Origin of the sequence: Bacillus sp. KICET-3, from assembly GCF_033261025.1 — a bacterium.
Lineage (GTDB): Bacteria > Bacillota > Bacilli > Bacillales > Bacillaceae > Bacillus > Bacillus sonorensis.
Map to the genome: position 1 here is coordinate 1590872 of NZ_CP137345.1, position 20390 is coordinate 1611261.

The window sequence follows — 20390 nt, forward strand, 5'->3', positions numbered from 1 at the left end:
CGGCATTTACGCTGTCTGGGTTTTTTGTGTGTTGCATCAACTTCTGGTTGCGGGGAGATAATATATGCTGATGCAAACAGGAAGGAGTTTTTTCATGTCAAAGCAAAATATCAAGGCGGGGGACCGCGTATATGTCATCTACAGGAACCCGCATGCGGCGAGCGTCACTCATATTAAGGAAGCCGAAGTTGTCGAACACCCGATCCACGAAGGCGAGCTGGCTTTGTTTATTTATGATACATATCACGCGTTTGCCGAGGATGATGCCGTTTTTTCTTCATACGAAGAGGCCGAACGGCTGTATCGCGATTTATTTGAATAATCTTCTTTTCGCATAAGGAAACGGCATTTTGCAAAAAGTATGGGAAATAAGTTAAAGGATGTGTCTGTTTCCGATGGTCAAACCATTTGTTCCCCAGCTTGTTTATATAGAGCCCCGCGCTTTAGAATATCCCCTCGGAATAGAGCTGCGAGATAAATTTTCCCGCATGGGCCTTGAAATCAGAGAAACGACTTCACACAATCAGGTGCGGAATATTCCCGGAGAAGGCCACCTGCAAAAATACCGGAATGCAAAATCGACACTGGTCATCGGCGTCAGAAAAACGTTGAAATTTGACTCATCAAAACCTTCCGCAGAATATGCGATCCCTTTTGCGACCGGCTGCATGGGGCACTGTCACTACTGCTATCTGCAAACGACAATGGGGAGCAAGCCCTATATCAGGACATATGTCAATGTTGAGGAAATTCTTGATCAAGCCGATCAATATATGAAGGAACGGGCTCCACAGGAGACGAAATTTGAAGCGTCCTGTACGTCAGATATTGTCGGGATCGACCATTTAACACATACATTAAAACGCGCGATCGAGCATTTTGGACAAACCGATCTCGGCAAATTGCGTTTTGTCACGAAATTCCACCACGTCGACCATTTGCTTGATGCGAAGCATAACGGCAAAACAAGGTTCAGATTCAGCGTCAACGCCGATTATGTCATTAAAAACTTTGAACCAGGCACATCTCCCCTGGACAAACGGATTGAAGCAGCCGTGAAAGTCGCTGAAGCAGGCTATCCGCTCGGCTTCATCATCGCGCCTATTTACATTCATGAAGGCTGGCAGGAAGGGTACAGGATGCTGCTCGAAAAACTGGACCATGCACTGCCGCAGCATGTCAGGAATGATATTACATTTGAAATGATTCAGCATAGGTTTACAAAGCCGGCCAAGCGCGTCATCGAAAAAAACTATCCGAAAACAAAGCTCGAACTTGACGAAGAAAAGCGCCGCTACAAATGGGGAAGATACGGAATCGGCAAATACATTTATCAAAAAGATGAAGAACAGGAGCTGCGGAGCGCATTGGAATCATATGTCGACAGGTATTTCCCCGAATCCAAAATCGAATATTTTACATAACAGAGCCCATTCTTCCCAAACGGGCTCTGTTTCACTACCATCAGTGCCGTTTTTGAAATAAGGAACCTCTGTTTCTTATAGAAACAGGGGGGGATTTTTATTGCCGATCATGATAAAAAGGATTTTTCCACTCCATAAGGACCGCATGGCCAAGCGATTCTTCATCATCAAGGTAGTCCGGAATGATGCAAAGAGGCGACCGTCCGCAATGCAGAAGAAATGAAAGGACAGGATCCCGTTTTTTGCCGTCCAAAACAGCCTGCACATACTGTTCCGGCGACAGGCTTTCAGCTGATTGATGGTAGTGGGGGATTCGTCCGCCCCCCAACAGCCTTTCAAGCCCTTTAAACACCGTTAATTCATACATGGTTTGCATCAGCCATTTTCCGATTCCGAGCTTCCGGTAGCTGGGAGAGACGGAAATATCAACGACATAAAGGGAATTTCCTCTGCTCACGTGATTCCGGATGTATCCGTGATCAGTCACCTCTTCCCATTTATGGCGGGGATGGTCCGGATCAAAATGGACGATCAGACCTGTCATTGAACCAATGATTCTCCCGGCGGCGACCGCGCAAAGCGCACCTTCCTGAAACACATCAACATGGGAGCGCAGCTGTTTTTCATTCCATAAAAGCTCTTCTGGAAAAGGCGGGGGAAAGCATTCTTTTTGCAAAGAAATCAAAGCCGGAATATCTTCATATGAATAATTGCGGATCTCCACCTTTTGATAAGAAGCGCCTGCATCGACATAGATCTGCTTACGGATCATCCATCACCCCTTTTTCATTTCCTTCCATTATAAAGATATTTTTTCGTCCTGTCTTAAATGATGAGGAGCGAAAGCCGATAAAAAGGATGAAAGTGTATGAAAAAGGAGGGGGTCGCGTGTTTAAAAAACTGCACATTAAAATTGCGGGATTCGTTGCTGTCATGCTGATTCTGACAGTGGTCATTCTCCAATTATCAACAACATTTATCCTCAAATCGATGCTTCAGGAAGAGGCGAAAGATTCTACTTCAAGCCTGCTCGGTTCGCTTAAAGGAAACATCGAGCTTCAGCTGGAAAACTATGAAACAGTCCTGAAGCGCATCAGCGACGGGCAAATGGCCCAAACGTTTATCAAGGATAGGAACAACAATATCACGCAGCTTGTCAGCGATGAATTAAAACAAGTAAAAGAGAAAGATGAGTTTGTCAATTTAGCCTATATAGGCACTGATAAAAAGGAAATGTTTACATTTCCGAAAACAACATTCGCAAAAGATTATCATCCGGCTGAGAGACCATGGTATGCCGAAGCCGAAAAAAAACCGGACAGCGTCGTCTGGACTGAGCCATACAAAGACGCGGTTTCCGGGGAGATGATCATTACGGCGGCAAAAGCGATCGTCGTTGATCAAAAAGTAAAAGGCGTCGTCGGCTTTGACCTTTCATTAGAATCAATCAACAAAATCATTGAAAACCAAAAAATGCCCTATGACGGATATGCATTCTTAATCGATCAAAACGGCACGATGCTGGCGCATCCGTCAAAACAGGGCGAGGATATGTCTCAGGATCAGACATACAAAGGCATCCTCTCTGCAAAGGACGGCATAAAGATAGGAAAAGACAGTGTGATCGCTTATCAGACCGCCGGAGGTACAGGCTGGAAAATCGGTACGCAATTTGAAACCAAAAAACTGCTTTGGGTCGCTAATGAAATGAACAAAATGGTGATCATGATTTCAGTCATTGCTCTGGCTGCCGCGATTCTGTTAAGCTACTTCCTGGCCAAAACGATTACCGGTCCGGTCAAGCAGCTCATTGCCAAGACAAAAGCTGTCGCTGAAGGAGATTTAACCGTACAAACTGCCGTCAAATCAAAAGACGAAATCGGAACGCTGACAAAGGACTTTAACAAAATGGTCGACCATATGAAGGAGATGATTCTTAAAGTCAGGGCATCTTCCGGAAAAGTATCGGAATCGACCGACCAGTTGAGCGTTGTTTCTGAGGAAACGGTATCAACGAGCAACGAAATCGCCGAGGCGATTGAAGAAGTGGCTTCAGGCGCGACAGAACAGGCGGCAGAAGTTGAAACCGTAAATGAGAAGTCTGAGCGGCTGTCCGTCAAAATTAAAGAAATCGAGAACCATGCCGACAGCATTCAGAAGCTTTCAAGAACGTCAGAGGATGCGAGCTATCAGGGAATTGATGCGCTTGGACAGCTTTTGGCAAAGTCGAATGAAGCCAATGCGGAAACGAAAAAAGTGGAGCAAATGCTTCAAAAGCTCGAAGAAAAAACGAAAAATATTGAAGAAGTCGTCACAGCGATTTCGGCAATCTCCGACCAGACCAACCTGCTTGCCCTTAATGCGAGCATAGAGGCTGCACGGGCGGGAGAGAGCGGACGCGGCTTCGCCGTCGTAGCGGAAGAAGTCAGAAAGCTCGCCGAACAATCGGCTGCATCTTCACAGCATATCAATGAAACCGTCAAGCAAATTCAGCTGGAAACAAAAGAAGCCGTTTCTGCCATGACGGAAGCCAGCAAGATGAATGAAGAGCAAAATGCCATGATTCATGAGACAGGAGAAGCGCTCAGCAAAATTACCGCTGAAATGCAGGCGCTTGTCAAATCGATTGACCACATTTACGCAGAGATATCGGTGATGAGTGATGAACAGCAGAAAATGACCGATTCGATCCAAAGCATTTCAGCTATTTCCCAGCAGTCGGCCGCGGCCGCGGAAGAAGTCAATGCTTCTACAAACGAACAGCTGACGGCTTTGGAAACGATTGCGAAATCAACTGAAACGCTAAGCAGCGCAAACAAAGAACTGTTGGACGCGATTAACAAATTCAACGTATAAATATCCGGCCCCCTCATGCAGTCAGAGGGGGTTTTCTTTTTACTCTCCAAATCCCAATTTTCTGACTATACATGGTACACTATAAAAAAGAAGGGAGCTGATATCTGTGGATGTAAAGATGAAAGGAAAAACGGCACTTGTGGCTGCAAGCAGCAAGGGGCTCGGAAAAGCGATCGCCGCCGCGCTTGCTGAAGAAGGCGCCAATATCATGCTGTCCGGCAGAAATGAAGCCGCCCTGCAAGATGCCGCACAAGAACTGAATGTGCTGGGCGGGGGTTCGGTGTCATATGTTGTATGCGACCTTGCCAACGGGGAGGATATTAAAGCTCTTGTTCATAAGACAGCTGAAACCCATGGATCGATCGATATGCTTGTCAACAATGTCGGAGGACCAAAAGGCGGCGGTCTTTTAGAGCTCACAGACGAAGATTGGACATCATCGTTTGAACTGCACCTGCTCAGCTATATTCGTTTAATCAGGGAGTCTCTGCCTTATCTGAAGAAAAGCGGCGGACGGATCATCAATATCGCTTCATCATCAGTCAAACAGCCGATTCCGGGTCTTCTCTTGTCAAATACGTTCCGGATGGGTATCGTCGGTCTCACAAAATCGCTTGCGGAAGAACTGGCGGAACACCGGATTTTGATTAACACGCTGGCGCCGGGAAGAATCGCGACAGACCGCGTGGCAGAGCTTGACCGGCAAAAAGCCGAACAAACAGGGCTTTCCCAAGAGGAGGTCAAAGAAGACTATGAAAAGCAAATCCCGCTGGGGTCTTATGGAAAACCGGAGGACTTTGCCCAATATGCAAGCTTTCTTTTATCAGAGCGCAATACATATATGACTGGACAAACGTTGTTGATCGACGGCGGCATGGTAAAAGCAATTTAAGGAGGAAACAGCATGAAAAAAACAATCGGATTCATCGGCCTCGGAGTCATGGGAAACAGCATGGCGTCCCATATTTTACAAGAAGGCTATCCAGTAGTCGTCTATACGCGAACGAAACAGAAGGCGGACAGCCTTCTGGAACAAGGAGCAGAGTGGAAATCCTCCGTTAAAGAACTGGCGGAAGCGGCAGATGTGATCATTACGATGGTCGGCTATCCGCAGGATGTTGAAGATGTATACTTTGGAAGCGGCGGCATTATTGAAAATGCCAAAAAAGGCTCATACCTCATTGATATGACAACCTCGAAGCCATCGCTGGCCAAAAAAATCGAAGCGGCGGCCAAAGAGAGATCGCTTCATGCGTTGGACGCCCCTGTATCAGGAGGAGACATCGGCGCGCGTAACGGAACGCTCGCCATTATGGTCGGCGGAGAGCGGAAAGCTTATGAAGAGTGCCTCCCGATTTTTCAAATCATGGGTGAAAACATCCAATATCAGGGGCCGGCAGGCAGCGGGCAGCATACGAAAATGTGCAACCAAATCGCGATTGCCGCAGGAATGATCGGCGTTGCGGAGGCGATGGCCTACGCCAAAACATCAGGTCTTGATCCGGAACACGTCCTAAAGAGCATCACCACGGGAGCCGCAGGAAGCTGGTCGCTTTCCAATCTTGCGCCAAGGATGCTGAAAGGCGATTTTGAACCGGGCTTTTACGTTAAGCATTTTATTAAAGATATGGGAATTGCCCTTGAAGAAGCAGAGCTGATGGGAGAGAAAATGCCGGGTCTGGAGCTCGCGAAAACCCTTTATGACCGGCTCGCGGAAAAAGGCGAAGAAAACAGCGGCACACAGAGCATCTATAAGCTTTGGACAGACTATCAGTAAAATAAAAACCACTTGCTTTCCATTTGGAATGCAAGTGGTTTTTTGTTGGCTCAGGCTTACTTTCCGATAAACTGCTGAGTCCAGATGTTCCCGTCTTTCACATATCCGACACCGATATGTGTAAAGTTAGGATTCATAATGTTTTTTCTGTGACCTTCACTGTTCATCCAGGCTTGTACGACTTCTTTAGGCGTTCTTTGGCCTTTCGCGATGTTCTCGCCGGCTGTACGGTAAGTGATGCCGAATTTCTTCATCATGTCAAATGGCGAACCATAAGTCGGGCTGTTGTGGTCAAAGTAGTTTTTATCTTTCATATCCTGAGACTTCTTGCGGGCGACACTGCTTAGTTTTTCATCCAATGTCAGTGGTTTTAAGCCCTGTTTCTTTCTTTCGGCATTTGTCAGATCAACGACTTCTTTTTCATATGCGCTTACTGAAGAAGCTGTTGTCGTGTCTTGCTTTGTCTTTGAAGCCTGTTCTTTAGAAGCTGCAGGCTTAGAGGCTTCTTGTTTTTGAGTTTGCGCGCTTTTTGGTTTAGCAGATTGTTGAGCAGACGCGGATGGTTTCGGCTGATTTGATTGCTTCATATATGAACGGAGCAGAGACTGAATTTTTTCCTGGTCAGCTTTAGATAGCTGGTCTACATTTTGAATATTCAGCTTGCCGGCTAGATCAGAAACATTTATTGAATGGATGGTTTTCACTTGAACGTGCTGCTGTTCCTTGGCATCTGCATGCTGGCCGCTGAACGTGAAGATCGATGCTGCAGCAGCAGCTGATAAAAGAAAAGCTTTTTTCATAAATGATGGTCCTCCTAAATGTTGTAGTTTTATGTGGTACACTAGCATGATAACATGGGGTTTTTGAAATATTTGATCCATATATTCCCTTTGACATGCGTTTTTTGTTAATTTTGACATATAATAATGAAAATCCTTTGCTGACAGGGTGCCACCAAGCAGCTGTTTTGCACGTCTTGTCATAAACGTACCAAATTTTTAATATGTTAGATAAATTTTTATAGAAATAGAGATTGACAGGCATTTTCAAAACTTTAGATTGTAACAACCATTACAAAAGTGTTACAATATATATCAGGTGACTAGTTAATTATGTAAAAATTGAATATTGTGAGAGGAGAGAGTTTTGGGTGACTGAAACTGGACATGATCCGGCTGAAATAAAAAAAAGCAAGCGCTCACGCATGTGGAGAATTAATTTGTATTTCTTTGCGGTGTTCACTTTATTTGCTGCGTTGATTGTGAAGCTTGGACTTGTGCAAATCGTCAACGGAGAGGAATATGAACGGCAGGCTTCAAAAACCGAGGCCAAAATCGCGTCATATCCGGCTCCGCGCGGCAAAATGTACGATAGAAACGGCCGGGTGGTCGTCGATAATCAAAGCGTTCCGGCGATCACGTATACGGTGATGACAAGCACCAAAACGAAAGAAAAAATCAGCACGGCGAGAAAACTCGCAAAACTGATCGATATTGATACATCATTTCTGAAAGAGAGAGACCTGAAAGATTACTGGCTTGCCGCACACCCGAAAAAGGCTGAGGCGCTTTTAAGCAGTAATGAGAAAAAACTGGAGTCTGCCAAAACATACGCCCTTCAGGTTGACCGGGTTCCCGCCGAGGAGATCAAGGCTCTTAAAAAGGATAAGCAGGAGCTTGAAACAGCGGCGATTTTTAGAAGGTTCTCCGGCGGATATGCCTATGAACCGCAAATTGTAAAAGCGATGGATCCGAAAACAGCGGCAAAAGATGATGCCCAGCTGCTTGATGAAAAAACTTCAAAACAGCTTCCTGCCCGCGATTTAACGTATGAAGAAGTATCGCGCGTTTCCGAGCATCTCGAAGAGCTGCCGGGGGTCGACGTCATCATGGACTGGACGAGGAAATACCCTTACGAAACGACGCTGCACTCAATTTTCGGAGGTGTTACAACACCTGAGCAGGGTCTGCTCAAGGAACGGCAGGATTTTTACTTGACGAGGGGTTACGCCCGTAATGACAGGGTCGGAAAAAGCTATCTCGAGTATCAGTATGAAGAATATTTAAATCCTAAAAAAGCGAAGGTGCAATATACGGAAAACCGTTCGGGCGAGGTCGTCAGCCAGGAAACGGTCGATGAAGGAAGGCGCGGCTATGATCTGCAGCTGACGTTCGATATAGAGCTCCAAAAGAAAGTCGAAAAGATCATTGAAGAAGAGCTGAACAAGTTCCGCGGCTCAAACTACATGCTTGACAGAGCGTTCGTCGTCATGATGGACCCGAACAACGGAGATGTCTTGTCAATGGCCGGAAAGCGGATCGTCGACGGCAAAATAACCGATTATGCGATCGGCACTTTTACGACCCAGTATGAAATGGGGTCGGCGGTCAAAGGCGCGACAGTGCTTGCCGGCTATCAAAGCGGCATGCCGCACGGACAACACTATTTAGATACAAAGTTACACTTTGCTGGTGGTGTTGAAACGGGATCCTACACCGGAAACAGCATCGGCTGGACCGATGAAGTCAGAGCGCTTGAAAAAAGTTCGAACGTGTATATGTTCCATGTCGCGATGTATATCGCAGGTGTCAAATATAAACCTTATGGAGCCCTTCCAGCGGATCAGGAAGACTTAAATAAAATGAGAAATTACTACAGCCAGTTCGGGCTCGGCGTGAAAACAGGCATTGATCTACCGCAGGAGTCAGCAGGAATGCAGACGACCCCGGATGCAGTCGGAGGGCTGATCCTCAATGAAGCTATCGGACAATATGATACGTACACACCTTTGCAGCTCGCGCAATATATTTCTGCGATTGCAAATGGCGGGTACAGGGTTCAGCCAAGAGTCGTGAAAAGCATCCGCCAGCCTGAAACCGAAAAGCTCGGACCTGTCGTTGAGGAACGATCCGCCAATGTGTTGAATAAAATAAACAACTCGAATAGCGACATCGAAATCGTCAAGAGAGGATTAAAAAGAGTGACCCAGACTGGGACTGCCGCCGGCGCATTCGGTTCGCTTGACGTATCAGGCAAAACCGGAACTGCTGAAACGAAATATTACGGCACAAACCGAAGCTGGTGGGGCACACCAACTTACAATATCACCTTTGCAGGCTATTACCCATCGGAAAATCCGCAGGTTGCCTTCAGCGTTGTCGTCCCGTCTATTGACGATAAAACGAAGATGAACAAAAACATCGCCGCCAAAATCGTCAACGCTTATGTCGATCTGCAAAAAAAATACAGCAAGGATTAGACAAAAAAGAACACGGACGTGATCCGTGTTCTTTTTTTATTATCAAAATTTGACGAATGCTAGAAGTTTTGAAGGAGATTTCTCGTATTTTAGCGAATCCTTTTAAACAAAATCGTTTTATTGAATGCTGGTGGTGAATAGGGTATAAAGGAGGGATACGATGGAACAAAAAACAAAACGTTTTGAGCAATATAAACCTCATATGAATTTGCAGGCAGTCCTTTCAGCAAACGGCCGTTTTATATACATATCTGCAAACTGCAAAGAGCTGTTAAGCTACGAGCAGAATGAACTGATCGGTACGTATTTGAAGGACTATTTACACGAAGACGATCTTTTTCTGGTAGAAAGTTATTTTTACAATGAACATCATTTGCTGCCATGCACCTTCAGATTTGTGAAAAAAGATTATACGATGATCTGGATCGAAGCATCGATTGATTTTGTGACGACCCATGTTGGAGAAAAAGAACGGGAAATTGTTCTCAAAATGAAAGTGTTTGAAGACCGTCCCTCTAAGAAGAACAGCTCTTTAAAAGAGGATGCCGAGCTTGGGGAACCTGCCGGAGCTCCGGAAAAAGAAGAATTTGAAGCAATGGTAGAAGGCTTGCCCAGTCCTTTGTGTATCAGCGTTCAAGGAAAAATTGTCTATGTCAATGACGCGATGGTCAGCCTGCTCGGGGCGGAGCACAAGCGGCAAATTATCGGAAAGTATTCCTATGATTTTATTGAGAAAGAGTATCATGAAATCGTTAAAAACCGCATTAAAAGAATGCAGAAAGGGCTTGAAGTGGGTATGATCGAGCAAACATGGAAAAAGCTCGACGGCACCCTTGTTCACCTTGAAGTAAAAGCGTCTCCGACCGTTTTTCAAAACCAAAAAGCGGAGCTTCTGCTGCTCATTGATATTTCGTCAAGGAAGAAATTTCAAACCATTTTGCAAAAAAGCAGAGAACGCTATCAGCTTTTGATCCAAAACTCTATTGATACGATTGCCGTGATTCATAAAGGAAAATGGGTATTTATGAATGAATCCGGCATCCGCTTGTTTGAAGCGAAAACATATGAAGATTTAATCGGCAAGGATATTTATGAACAGCTTCATCCATGCGACCATGAAGGCGTGAAAACGAAGCTCAAACGAATCACAGACCGCCAGTCTGAATCAGAAATTATCAAACAGACGTGGTATACGTTTGAAAAACGGCTCATTTATACAGAAATGGTCTGCATTCCGACGACATTTTTCGGCGAAACGGCAGTTCAGGTCATCTTAAGGGACATTTCTGAACGAAAGCAGACCGAAGAGCTGATGCTGCGGTCTGAAAAACTGTCGATTGCCGGTCAGCTGGCAGCCGGAATCGCCCACGAAATCCGCAATCCGCTCACTGCTATTAAAGGATTTTTACAGCTGATGAAGCCGACGATGGAAGAAAATGAGCATTATTTTGATATTATATTTTCCGAATTAAGCAGAATCGAATTGATCTTAAGCGAGCTTCTCATGCTGGCCAAGCCGCAGCAAAACGCCCTCAAAGAAAAGCTTGACCTGATCAGGCTCATCCGCGAAGTGACGGCTCTTTTGGAAACGCAGGCCAACTTGAACGGTATATTAATCAATACAAAACTGTCAGGTGAAAAAATCTTTATTAAGGGTGATCAAAATCAATTAAAGCAAGTGTTTATCAACCTGATTAAAAATGCTGTCGAATCAATGCCGGACGGCGGTACAGTCCATTTGGAAGTCAAGGAAACCGCTGACGCGGTAACCGTTACGGTCCAAGATGAAGGCGAAGGGATACCTGAACATGTCCTCAAGCGAATCGGAGAGCCGTTTCTAACGACAAAAGAAAAAGGAACAGGCCTCGGACTTATGGTCACCTTTAACATCATCGAAAATCACAACGGAACGATAGAAGTAAAAAGCAAAGTCGAAAAAGGCACGACTTTCATCATTTCTTTTCCAAAATAAATATAAAAAAACAACGGCGTAAAAGCCGTTGTTTATGTAGTCTGAATCGATTGCCGCTTATTGAATACAAAGGACTCCAGCCGGTCAAGCCCCTCGCGCAGCGTATCAGGAGAATAAGCGTATGAGATCCTCACATAGCCTTCCCCATATTCTGAAAACGAGCTGCCCGGCACAATCGCAAGCCCCTCTTCCTCAAGAAGTGAAGTGCAGAAATCGAAGGAAGTCATTCCCAGCGATTTAATGGAAGGGAAAATATAAAACGCTCCGGACGGCTTGACGACATCGAGACCCATCGTCACAAGCCTATCGTAAACATAGTCAAGGCGTTTTTTATACTGCTCCCTCATGATCAGCGAATCATCAAACCCGTTTGTGACGGCTTCCAAAGCCGCTTTTTGAGAAATGGAAGAAGCGCATGACACATTGTACTGGTGGACTTTTAAAATATGTTTGGCAATTTCTTTAGGTGCGAACAAAAACCCGATTCTCCAGCCGGTCATGCTGTGGGATTTGGATAGTCCGCCGATGACGATCGTCTGATCTCTTAAAACCGATGCAATCGAATGATGAGGTCTGTCAAAGGTAAGCTCGCTGTATATTTCGTCTGAAAGGACAAACACATTCCGCCCTTTCAGAAGGGAAGCGATCTCCTTCAATTCTTCCTCAGAAAGCGTCATACCCGTCGGGTTTGACGGATAAGGAAGAACGACACATTTCGTTTTAGGGGTCAGCGCTTCCTCAATCAGCTTTGCCGTCAGCTTAAACCCGAAAGACGTTGTATCAATGATCACCGGTACTGCGCCGCACAGCTTGATAATCGGTTCATATCCGGGATAGACCGGTCCGGGGAGGATCACTTCATCGCCCGGCGATAAAATGGTGCGGAATGCAGCGTCTATCCCCTGGCTGGCACCCGTTGTGATGATGATTTCGGTCTCGGCTTCATAGTTTAAATCGGTCTTCTTTTTCATATACAATTGGACAGCTTGTCTCAGCTCCGGATAGCCCGCGTTGTGGGTGTAAGATGTATGGTTTTCGTCTATCGCTTTTTTTGCGGCCTGCTTGACATGGTGGGGTGTGAAAAAGTCAGGCTGGCCGATTGTTAAAGAGATTACGTTTTCATACTGGGATACAAGATTTGAGAATTTGCGGATTCCCGAAATTTCAATTTCTTTTACATTTGGATTTAGCAAATGTTCCATTTTTCATCACCTTAAAAAATGTTATGGTTGATCTTATTTTACCATCATCAGTTAAATTGTCATCTTTTAATCAATCAATTTTATGAAAACTAAAACAAGTATATGCAAAACTTTAAATGGTATGCAGGCCGGCGGCTAAACCGCGATAGAAAAAAGGCAATCAAGCGATTGCCTTATGATATGGAAGATCAATATCCATATTCTGAATCAAGATCTTCTTTCCATGATATGTAAATGTCATCTTCGCGGTCTGAAGCATCCTTGATCATTTTTGTGTACAGCGCTTTGCTTGCATCTTCTAAAACGGTTAATTCGTGATCCTTGATCATCACAATTGTTCCCATCATGAACACCTTTCTCGTAAAAAATCCTTGATTATTGTAACACGATATCGCTGAAAGTCAATGATCATCATGTGAGCTATACATTAATTTAAGCTTAAAAAAACGTTTTACGTATTGATAAAAATCGGCAAACCTTAGTAGTATATAGAAGTCAGATGTTAGGAGGAAGTAAATTGGAATTAAGTAAAAAAGAAGCCGCTCTTTCAGTGGAGAGCGAATACGCCGGAATCGGCTTCCGCTTTCTAGCTTCTCTTATTGACGGAGTCATTCTCGGTGTCCCGTTATATATACTCACAGTTGTGTTTACAACAGTGATGTTTATGGGAGATCCCGACGTCATGCGCATAGTGGAGAAAAATCAAGAAATCGTAACAGAACAGGAAATTCTCATTACTTTATTCGCCTTTCTAAAAATATTTGCGATTATAGGGGTCTTCACGTTTCTTGTTTATTTTCTTTATTACACGCTGATGGAATCATCCAAATGGCAGGCAACGCTCGGTAAGAAGATCATGGGAATTCGGGTGGCGGATACAGAAGGGGGAAAAATCTCCTTTGGGCAAGCCGCCGGACGTTTTCTGGCAAAAAGTTTCTTATCTCCGATTTTAATGATCGGTTATATTTTAGCGTTTTTCACTGAGAGGAAACAAGCGCTCCACGATTTGCTGGCCGGAACAATTGTTTTAAAAAAATAGCGGATACAATAACAGCACGCTTTCGGCCGAAATGCGTGCTGTTAGACGTCAGGATTAAAAAATAGGGGGCATCTATATCATGATTGAGCTGGAACGTGAACGGGCTGGAAAACAGACGCCGAAAAAAGGGTTAAAGCTGTTTCTTACGCTGCCGATTATCTCCTGGGCTCTGTACGATTTTGCGAATACGATATTTTCATCAAATATTGTCACGATCTTTTTCCCTTTTTATTTGCAGGAGACAGTCGGTGAGAACGCAAGCATGAATCAGGTGGCAAGTACGTTTATATCATACTCAAACGCCGCCGCAAGCTTTTTGCTCGTGATTTTTACACCGCTGTTCGGAGTGATGATTGACAGGACGGGGAGAAAGAAAAAATATATCGGGCTGTTTACAATGATTTGCGTGGCCTGTACGGTCTTCATGGGGCTTTTGGCGGGTGTTTCCTTTGAACAAAAGGTTTACGGTCTGCCGTTATCTTTAATTCTCGTTATCATAATGTTTGTGACGGCGAAGTTTTTTTATCACTCCAGCCTGGTGTTCTATGATCCGATTTTGGCTGATTTAGGAACAAAGGAAGAGATCCCGCTCATTTCCGGATTTGGAACAGCAGTTGGATACATTGGCACACTGGCCGGTCTGACGGTCTACCTGATGGTTGGCAACCACGATTTTCATAAGGCGTTCATTCCGTCCGCTCTATTGTTTCTGATCTTTTCTCTTCCGTATCTTATCTTTACGAAAGAGCGCAGAAGGCCTGAACCGAAAGAGAAAAAGTCGTTTTTCAGCGGCTACAGGGAAATCGTGCAAACCTTTAAGGACATTCAATTATACCGTCCGGTCTTCCTGTTTATGATCGCATACTTTTTTCTCAATGACGCGCTTGCCACGACTGTGGCGATGATGGGGGTATATTCCAAGGCCGTCATCGGTTTTTCGACGGGACAATTTATCCTGCTTTATCTTGTTTCAACCGTAGCAAGCATCATCGGTTCATTTCTTCTGGGCTATGTAACAAAGAGGATCGGGGCAAAACGGGCGGTCAGTGCAGTTGCCGTCATTTTGATCATCTCGTTGCTCATCGCTGTATTTACTACATCGGCAGCGCTGTTTTGGATTGCGGGCAGCCTGTTTGGCATCGCGCTCGGCGGGACATGGGTTGCGTCAAGAACACTGATTATTGAACTGACGCCGGAGAAAAAACGGGGCGAGTTTTTCGGACTGTTTGCGTTTTCCGGAAAAATTTCTTCAATTTTCGGCCCGTTTCTTTACGGTTCAATTACCTTGATGTTCAAGGACCTCGGAAATATAGCGAGCAGGATGGCTTTCGGTTCTTTGATTGTATTGGCCCTGATCGGTCTTGTCATCCATCAAAATGTAAAAGCAAAAGCTTGAACTTTTAAATAAAGACGCCGATATAAAAAGTACAACACAAAGTAGGATAGAGAGGGATATCAGTGTCTTTAAACAACCAGGAAATTTTATTAAGTTCCGGAACGAATGAACTAGAAATTGTAAAATTTGAAGTGGGTCACAATGTGTTCGGTATAAATGTCATGAAGGTCAGAGAAATCATCCAGCCTGTCGGGATCACAAAAGTGCCCCATTCCCACAGGCATATGGAGGGAATGATCACCCTGCGCGGCGAAATTCTTCCCGTCATCGATCTATTCTCTTTTTTCAATGTGGAACACGGAGAAGAAGAAAAGCAGGAAAAATTTATTGTCACCGAATTCAACAAACGAAAAATCGTCTTTCATACAGGCTCCGTTTCGCAGATCCATCGGGTGTCATGGGGGGAAATCGAAAAGCCGACAGCGTTGAATCAAGGAATGGAAAGGCATTTGACAGGAATTATCAAGCTTGAAGGAACGATGATCTTCCTGCCTGATTATGAGAAAATCATTTATGACCTCGAGTCTGAATCAGGTATTAATCCTTATCAGATGAGGGATGAGAAGTTCGACAAAAGAAGAACGGATAAAAAGCTGATCATTGTCGAGGATTCACCTTTGCTGCTGCGCCTTTTAGTCGAAAAGCTGAATGAAGCGGGCTACAATAACATCATGTCGTTTGAAAACGGCAAGGATGCCTATGACCACGTCATGACGCTGATCGAGGACGGCGCAGAGCTTCAGGAAAAAGTCGATTTAATGATAACAGATATTGAGATGCCGCAGATGGACGGACACCGCTTGACAAAGCTGTTAAAAGACAATCCGTTAAGCGCCGGAATGCCGATATTGATTTTTTCTTCGCTTATTACAGACGACCTGCGCCATAAGGGAGAACAAGTCGGGGCAGATGAGCAGATCAGCAAACCCGAACTGAACGAACTCATTGAAAAGCTTGATAAATATATTTTCCAAAGCAAATAAAAGCCTCCTTCGGGAGGCTTTTTTTGATTAAAAATAACTTTCGCCAAGCTTCTTGAATACAGGCTTTGCAGAAGAGCGCTTTCGGTTCGTGACGAGCGGCTTCTCCTTCAATCCCGTGTAGTTTTGAAGCAGCTGCTTCGCTATGTTCAATGACATATGAGCTTTTGGATTCCGATAAGAATGATTTAGTGTACCTAAGTGCGGAAGGTTATCGAAGTCTTCTTTGGTTGGAGGCATGTGAAAAAAGTAGTCTCCGAGAGAAATGAGCACATCTGACTGTTGCTGGCTGAATTTTGGGTTTTTCGAAAAGTGAAGTCCTACCTTTTTACCTTTTCCTTCATTGATGAGCTTTTGTAAAGCTTTCTTTTTCAGGAGATACAGGTATTTGGGATCGGTCGCGGTTTTAGCATGACGATTGACCGTGTAAATCGCTTTTGAAAGGTTTTCGATGGTTGGTTTTAATTCTTTAGTATGATTATGGTCGTCCATTTTTCCTCTCCTATCCATTCTTTCCTCATCACCTCCTAGGGATGTAAGGCTTATGTCTAAATTATACGAAATACAAGAGAAAATGCAAATATTCCATAAAAAAACGCGCGAATTTGTTAATGAATCGCGCGTTTTCTCTTTATAAAGCGGAGTTTATTTTCGCTTTTGTATTTTTTTGTCTTTTTAATGCGGCTTGAACATCGACCTCTGCCGTCTGGGTGCTGAATCTGGGCAACGCGATAAAATAGTATAATGCGGCCAGCAGAATAACCCCCGCCAATCCGTAATATATATAATCAACATTGCCGATGATGCCCGGGAATAAGAGGGCGATCAATCCGAGCGCCGAGGATTGGGCCAGCATCATAAGCGGATCCGTCCAGCCGCTGACTCTTCCCATCAGCCGCGGATGAACGATTTTAGGGATCCATCCGCCAAGGGCGGTATTGATGGGCCCGATGCATGTCCCAGCGATAAAAGCGGCCGCATAGTAAATCGGCAATTGATCCGTAAATCCGAGCAGGATGATAAACACGCCAGCTATAAAGATCGGAACTGACATCAAGTATTCTGGCTTCACTTTTTTGGAAAGAAGAACGCCGCCGCCGACCCCCACCAAAAGTCCGATACCGAGAACGACCGTAAAGAGAGAGGTATGCCACTCATAGCTGTCAGGGGACAGCTCGTATTTCATTTTAAACATCGGCAGAACGGATAAACCGCCGCTTACAAGCCCAAAAATAAAATATCCGAACACAAGCGAGGCCAGTAATTTATTCTTCAAAATATACACAATGCCTTCCTTAAAGTCATGCATTGAACTTTTAACCGTGATGTGTTTCCAGCCTTTTTCTCCGTTCGGCTGCCGCGCTTCAAGCGGAATATTACAGGAACGGATCAAAAACCCGGAAATAATAAAGCTGATAAAATCAAGGGCGATCGCTCCATGCAGGCCGATCGTCTTATACATAAATGCGCCGAGGCCGACGCCGAACAGCATGAACAAGCTGAAAAGCATTTGATTCAGACCGGCTGCCTGGGCATATTGGTCCTTTCTCAAAATCGCCTGGACCAAACTTGCTTCGGCAGGGTAGAAAAACTTTGTCACCGCGCTTCTGATAAACAGAACGCAAAATACAAGCGGAATGGATTGGAGATACAACACAAAAAAGAAAACGACAGTTAAACCCGCTCTGATCCAATCACAGTTTTCAGCCACCTTCTTGCGGTCAAAACGGTCAGCAACCACACCGACGAGAAAGAAAACGAAAACCGTCGGAAGTGAATACATCAGCTCGGCGATTGTCGTGTATGCCGGCTGGCTGCTGAACCTGTCGAGCAAGAAGAAAGCGAAAGCCATATTTCCAACTGTCGTTCCCATTTGAGAAGCGAGAGCTGCGAAAAAAAGACGGACGAAATTACGATTTTTAAAAATATCCATAAATACGCTCCTTACCCTAAAGGTCCCATTCTATCTTAATATAAGATTCAACATAGTTCAAATTTGTTTAATATTGCAATCGGTTTACGGTGTGATGGAAACCCGGGTACCGTTAGGCACAATGGAAGCAAGTGCGAGAACATCCCGGTTGTGCATCCGTATGCATCCCTTTGAAACAGCTTTGCCAATTGAAGCGGGGTTATTCGTGCCATGGATGCCGTAGTGCCTTAGACTCAGCCAATAGGCGCCAAACGGACCGCCGGGATTTGGCTGGCGGTTGACAATGACAAATTCGCCTCTCGGCGTCTGCGAAAGTATTTTTCCAACAGCAATCGGATATGTTTTCATCAGTCTCCCCTGATGAAACAACTTCAGCGTTCTGGCGCTCAGGGAAACGACAATCCTGTAAGGAATTGTATTTGGATCTCTGAGCCCCGGGATGACAATGGTCTGTCCTGGTATAATTGGTTGCCCGCCGCTCAAGCCGGGATTGGCTTGGAGCAGGGCGGATAACGGGATTCTGAAATCGCCGGCGACCATCTCCAGCGTTTCTCCCGGTTTCACTTGATACATCAGCAATTTGTAAGACATCTCCTTTTCTAAAACGAAAAAGGAGCCTTTTCCCGTTGCTAATCCTACTATATAGACGGAAAAAGGCCGGGGAAGTTTCGTTTTTTACTAAGCTTACAGGAGCGGGAATTTTTTCTATTCGTCTTAATGTATGCAGATATACCTCATTTTGAGCCAATAGGCACAGCAGTTACATCATCTCAGCTGCCAGTTCAAAAACGGTGATTTCCGGCTTTGATAAAAACCGGAGCGGAAGCCTCGTCGTCCCGATGCCGCGGTTGACATAGACTTTCATTTCGCCTATTTCGTACATCCCTTCCGTATAGATTTCACCGTAAGGAGGCGTAATAAGGGGACCGAACAGGGGAAGCTGCACCTGGCCCCCATGGGTGTGCCCTGATATTTGCAGATTGACGGGATAGTCTTTTGCCGTCAAGGCCGCGTCAGGTTCATGCACGAGCAAAATTGAAAAGGCGTCTGTGGTGAGTTTGGAGAGGGTTCCTTTATAATTCGGTCTGCCGAGCATCACATCGTCGAGCGACGCAATCTCAATCATGCTGCCGTCGATTAATTCCAGTTTGATAAGATCATTTCGCAGCACACGAAAGCCGGCAGACGCCATAAGGGTCTGATAGACTTTTGTCCCATAGCCGCCGTGATCGTGGTTTCCGTAAATCGCCAACTTTCCGTAAGGGGCGCTGAGCTTCTGTAAAGCTTGAACGGCTCTTTCGTGTTCCCGGTAGCGATGCGGCTTATCGATTAAATCCCCGCTGAATACGATCAGATCGGGATCAAGTCTGTTCATATTGCGGACGACATCCAAAAGCTCGCGTGCCGTAAAGTGCTCGCTTAGATGAGTATCGCTGAATTGCACAATCCGGAACCGATCAAATCCTTTTGGAATCAGTGGATGTTTAATGGGAACAAAGTTAGTTTCAAGCATGTGCGGTTCAAGATAGCGCGCGTAGCCAAAGCCGCCGGCCGCAGTAAAAATCCCGGCTGCGGAAAGGCCCAAGAGCCCTTTTAAAAATTGTCTTCTGGATGGATTTTTCATGATCAACCAACCTTTAATAGAATCAATACATTATATCATCCAAGTACTCAAATAAGGACAGACTTTCAATTTGTTAATTTTTTTTAGTGGATATGATAAACTGTTAAATGAATGATTACTCATTCATAACAAGGGGGATGAACATGGACAAAAAAGTTGTCATTGTAACAGGCGGGTCAAGCGGAATGGGGAAAGCGATTGCCCGAAAGCAGGCTGAGGAAGGGTGGAATGTCATGATTACGGGAAGGACGCAAGAAACCCTTGAAGCGGCCAAAGAAGAAATCGAAACGTTCGCAGGACAAGTCGAAATATGCCGGATGGACGTCAGATCGATCGAAGACGTGGAACATATGATCAATGAAACGGCCGCCCGCTTCGGTACGATAGATGCTCTTGTCAACAATGCGGCAGGCAATTTTATATGTCCGGCGGAGAAGCTGTCTGTTAACGGCTGGAAAGCAGTCATCGACATCGTATTGAACGGGACGTTTTACTGCAGCCAGGCAGCCGGCCGCTATTGGATCAAACATAAAAAGAATGGGCTGATATTAAACATGGCGGCGACCTACGCATGGGGTGCAGGAGCCGGTGTCGTCCATTCCGCGGCGGCCAAAGCAGGCGTATTATCCATGACGAGAACGCTTGCTGTCGAGTGGGGGAGAGCGTACGGGATCAGGGTCAATGCGATCGCTCCTGGACCGATCGAGAGGACCGGCGGTGCGGAAAAGCTCTTTGAATCAGAGGAAGCCGCACTCGCCACGATCAAAAGCGTTCCTTTAGAAAGACTCGGCACCCCTGAAGAAATCGCCGGCCTTGCCTCATTTATGCTTTCCGAAAAAGCGGCGTATATAAACGGGGAATGCGTGACGATGGATGGGGGACAGTGGCTGAATCCCCGCCCGTTTTAAGATTTCAAATTCACTGGTGT

At 45.3% G+C, this 20390-nt stretch carries 18 protein-coding genes and 2 pseudogenes; 12 read left to right on the forward strand and 8 right to left on the reverse strand.

Annotated elements, in window-relative coordinates; translation table 11 throughout:
- The first annotated feature begins 94 nt into the window (after positions 1 to 94).
- The gene (locus R5H20_RS08045; RefSeq protein ID WP_040348372.1) at positions 95 to 322 is read left to right on the forward strand and encodes a splAB operon transcriptional regulator SplA; all 228 of its coding nucleotides are present in this window, start codon (positions 95 to 97) and stop codon (positions 320 to 322) included.
- Between the two features lie 73 nt (positions 323 to 395).
- Positions 396 to 1424, forward strand: coding sequence for a spore photoproduct lyase (gene splB, locus R5H20_RS08050; RefSeq protein ID WP_006638408.1), 1029 nt, complete (start codon positions 396 to 398; stop codon positions 1422 to 1424).
- A 97-nt stretch (positions 1425 to 1521) separates the two neighbouring features.
- Here the strand turns inward: splB and R5H20_RS08055 are convergent, their stop codons facing one another.
- Positions 1522 to 2196 carry a GNAT family N-acetyltransferase gene (locus R5H20_RS08055; RefSeq protein ID WP_006638407.1) on the reverse strand — a complete coding sequence of 225 codons (675 nt, stop codon included), beginning with the start codon at positions 2194 to 2196 and terminating at the stop codon, positions 1522 to 1524.
- A 218-nt stretch (positions 2197 to 2414) separates the two neighbouring features.
- Here R5H20_RS08055 and R5H20_RS23565 point away from each other — a divergent pair.
- The 4 genes and pseudogenes from R5H20_RS23565 to R5H20_RS08070 form a co-directional block, all read left to right on the forward strand.
- A pseudogene (locus R5H20_RS23565) lies at positions 2415 to 3290 on the forward strand (cache domain-containing protein); the annotation flags it as partial.
- 63 nt (positions 3291 to 3353) lie between these two features.
- The gene (locus tag R5H20_RS23570; RefSeq protein WP_373870172.1) at positions 3354 to 4280 is read left to right on the forward strand and encodes a methyl-accepting chemotaxis protein; all 927 of its coding nucleotides are present in this window, start codon (positions 3354 to 3356) and stop codon (positions 4278 to 4280) included.
- A gap of 106 nt (positions 4281 to 4386) precedes the next feature.
- A complete protein-coding gene (locus tag R5H20_RS08065) occupies positions 4387 to 5172 on the forward strand; it encodes an SDR family oxidoreductase (protein WP_006638405.1) in 786 nt (261 codons plus the stop codon).
- A gap of 12 nt (positions 5173 to 5184) precedes the next feature.
- The gene (locus R5H20_RS08070; protein WP_006638404.1) at positions 5185 to 6057 is read left to right on the forward strand and encodes an NAD(P)-dependent oxidoreductase; all 873 of its coding nucleotides are present in this window, start codon (positions 5185 to 5187) and stop codon (positions 6055 to 6057) included.
- A 56-nt stretch (positions 6058 to 6113) separates the two neighbouring features.
- Here the strand turns inward: R5H20_RS08070 and R5H20_RS08075 are convergent, their stop codons facing one another.
- The gene (locus tag R5H20_RS08075; RefSeq protein WP_006638403.1) at positions 6114 to 6857 is read right to left on the reverse strand and encodes a CAP domain-containing protein; all 744 of its coding nucleotides are present in this window, start codon (positions 6855 to 6857) and stop codon (positions 6114 to 6116) included.
- 350 nt (positions 6858 to 7207) lie between these two features.
- Between R5H20_RS08075 and R5H20_RS08080 the strand changes: the two genes are divergently transcribed.
- Both R5H20_RS08080 and R5H20_RS08085 read left to right on the forward strand, forming a co-directional pair.
- Positions 7208 to 9316 (forward strand): peptidoglycan D,D-transpeptidase FtsI family protein, encoded by a 2109-nt coding sequence (locus R5H20_RS08080; protein ID WP_006638402.1) that lies wholly within the window; start codon positions 7208 to 7210, stop codon positions 9314 to 9316.
- A gap of 160 nt (positions 9317 to 9476) precedes the next feature.
- Positions 9477 to 11288: a PAS domain-containing protein gene (locus R5H20_RS08085; protein WP_006638401.1), complete on the forward strand. Its 1812-nt coding sequence runs from the start codon at positions 9477 to 9479 to the stop codon at positions 11286 to 11288.
- 21 nt (positions 11289 to 11309) lie between these two features.
- Here the strand turns inward: R5H20_RS08085 and R5H20_RS08090 are convergent.
- Positions 11310 to 12490: pseudogene (locus R5H20_RS08090) on the reverse strand (aminotransferase A); the annotation flags it as partial.
- 188 nt (positions 12491 to 12678) lie between these two features.
- Positions 12679 to 12837 carry a hypothetical protein gene (locus tag R5H20_RS08095; RefSeq protein WP_006638399.1) on the reverse strand — a complete coding sequence of 53 codons (159 nt, stop codon included), beginning with the start codon at positions 12835 to 12837 and terminating at the stop codon, positions 12679 to 12681.
- 170 nt (positions 12838 to 13007) lie between these two features.
- Between R5H20_RS08095 and R5H20_RS08100 the strand changes: the two genes are divergently transcribed.
- The 3 genes from R5H20_RS08100 to R5H20_RS08110 all read left to right on the forward strand — a co-directional run bounded on the left by R5H20_RS08100 (position 13008) and on the right by R5H20_RS08110 (position 15908).
- A complete protein-coding gene (locus R5H20_RS08100) occupies positions 13008 to 13529 on the forward strand; it encodes an RDD family protein (protein ID WP_006638398.1) in 522 nt (173 codons plus the stop codon).
- 79 nt (positions 13530 to 13608) lie between these two features.
- The gene (locus tag R5H20_RS08105) at positions 13609 to 14925 is read left to right on the forward strand and encodes an MFS transporter (RefSeq protein WP_006638397.1); all 1317 of its coding nucleotides are present in this window, start codon (positions 13609 to 13611) and stop codon (positions 14923 to 14925) included.
- A gap of 62 nt (positions 14926 to 14987) precedes the next feature.
- Entirely contained in the window at positions 14988 to 15908 is a 921-nt protein-coding gene (locus tag R5H20_RS08110) for a chemotaxis protein (RefSeq protein WP_006638396.1), read from the forward strand.
- Positions 15909 to 15935: 27 nt separating this feature from the next.
- Here the strand turns inward: R5H20_RS08110 and R5H20_RS08115 are convergent, their stop codons facing one another.
- The 4 genes from R5H20_RS08115 to R5H20_RS08130 form a co-directional block, all read right to left on the reverse strand.
- Positions 15936 to 16397, reverse strand: a complete 462-nt coding sequence (locus R5H20_RS08115; RefSeq protein WP_006638395.1) for a YkyB family protein — start codon at positions 16395 to 16397, stop codon at positions 15936 to 15938.
- A 139-nt stretch (positions 16398 to 16536) separates the two neighbouring features.
- Positions 16537 to 17838 carry an MFS transporter gene (locus R5H20_RS08120; RefSeq protein ID WP_006638394.1) on the reverse strand — a complete coding sequence of 434 codons (1302 nt, stop codon included), beginning with the start codon at positions 17836 to 17838 and terminating at the stop codon, positions 16537 to 16539.
- An 84-nt stretch (positions 17839 to 17922) separates the two neighbouring features.
- Positions 17923 to 18417, reverse strand: coding sequence for a L,D-transpeptidase family protein (locus tag R5H20_RS08125; RefSeq protein ID WP_081605382.1), 495 nt, complete (start codon positions 18415 to 18417; stop codon positions 17923 to 17925).
- 181 nt (positions 18418 to 18598) lie between these two features.
- Positions 18599 to 19462: a metallophosphoesterase gene (locus R5H20_RS08130; RefSeq protein ID WP_006638392.1), complete on the reverse strand. Its 864-nt coding sequence runs from the start codon at positions 19460 to 19462 to the stop codon at positions 18599 to 18601.
- A 143-nt stretch (positions 19463 to 19605) separates the two neighbouring features.
- Here R5H20_RS08130 and fadH point away from each other — a divergent pair, with 143 nt between their 5' ends.
- Positions 19606 to 20370, forward strand: a complete 765-nt coding sequence (gene fadH / locus R5H20_RS08135; RefSeq protein ID WP_006638391.1) for a 2,4-dienoyl-CoA reductase — start codon at positions 19606 to 19608, stop codon at positions 20368 to 20370.
- The last annotated feature ends 20 nt before the right edge of the window (positions 20371 to 20390 follow it).

Coding starts and splice junctions, on each gene's coding strand:
- R5H20_RS08070 (WP_006638404.1), top strand. CDS start 5,185: ATGAAAAAAACAATCGGATTCATCGGCCTCGGAGTCATGGGAAACAGC.
- R5H20_RS23570 (WP_373870172.1), top strand. CDS start 3,354: ATGATTCTTAAAGTCAGGGCATCTTCCGGAAAAGTATCGGAATCGACC.
- R5H20_RS08115 (WP_006638395.1), bottom strand. CDS start 16,397: ATGGACGACCATAATCATACTAAAGAATTAAAACCAACCATCGAAAAC.
- R5H20_RS08105 (WP_006638397.1), top strand. CDS start 13,609: ATGATTGAGCTGGAACGTGAACGGGCTGGAAAACAGACGCCGAAAAAA.
- splB (WP_006638408.1), top strand. CDS start 396: ATGGTCAAACCATTTGTTCCCCAGCTTGTTTATATAGAGCCCCGCGCT.
- R5H20_RS08130 (WP_006638392.1), bottom strand. CDS start 19,462: ATGAAAAATCCATCCAGAAGACAATTTTTAAAAGGGCTCTTGGGCCTT.
- R5H20_RS08120 (WP_006638394.1), bottom strand. CDS start 17,838: ATGGATATTTTTAAAAATCGTAATTTCGTCCGTCTTTTTTTCGCAGCT.
- R5H20_RS08045 (WP_040348372.1), top strand. CDS start 95: ATGTCAAAGCAAAATATCAAGGCGGGGGACCGCGTATATGTCATCTAC.
- R5H20_RS08055 (WP_006638407.1), bottom strand. CDS start 2,196: ATGATCCGTAAGCAGATCTATGTCGATGCAGGCGCTTCTTATCAAAAG.
- R5H20_RS08085 (WP_006638401.1), top strand. CDS start 9,477: ATGGAACAAAAAACAAAACGTTTTGAGCAATATAAACCTCATATGAAT.
- R5H20_RS08095 (WP_006638399.1), bottom strand. CDS start 12,837: ATGATGGGAACAATTGTGATGATCAAGGATCACGAATTAACCGTTTTA.
- fadH (WP_006638391.1), top strand. CDS start 19,606: ATGGACAAAAAAGTTGTCATTGTAACAGGCGGGTCAAGCGGAATGGGG.
- R5H20_RS08075 (WP_006638403.1), bottom strand. CDS start 6,857: ATGAAAAAAGCTTTTCTTTTATCAGCTGCTGCTGCAGCATCGATCTTC.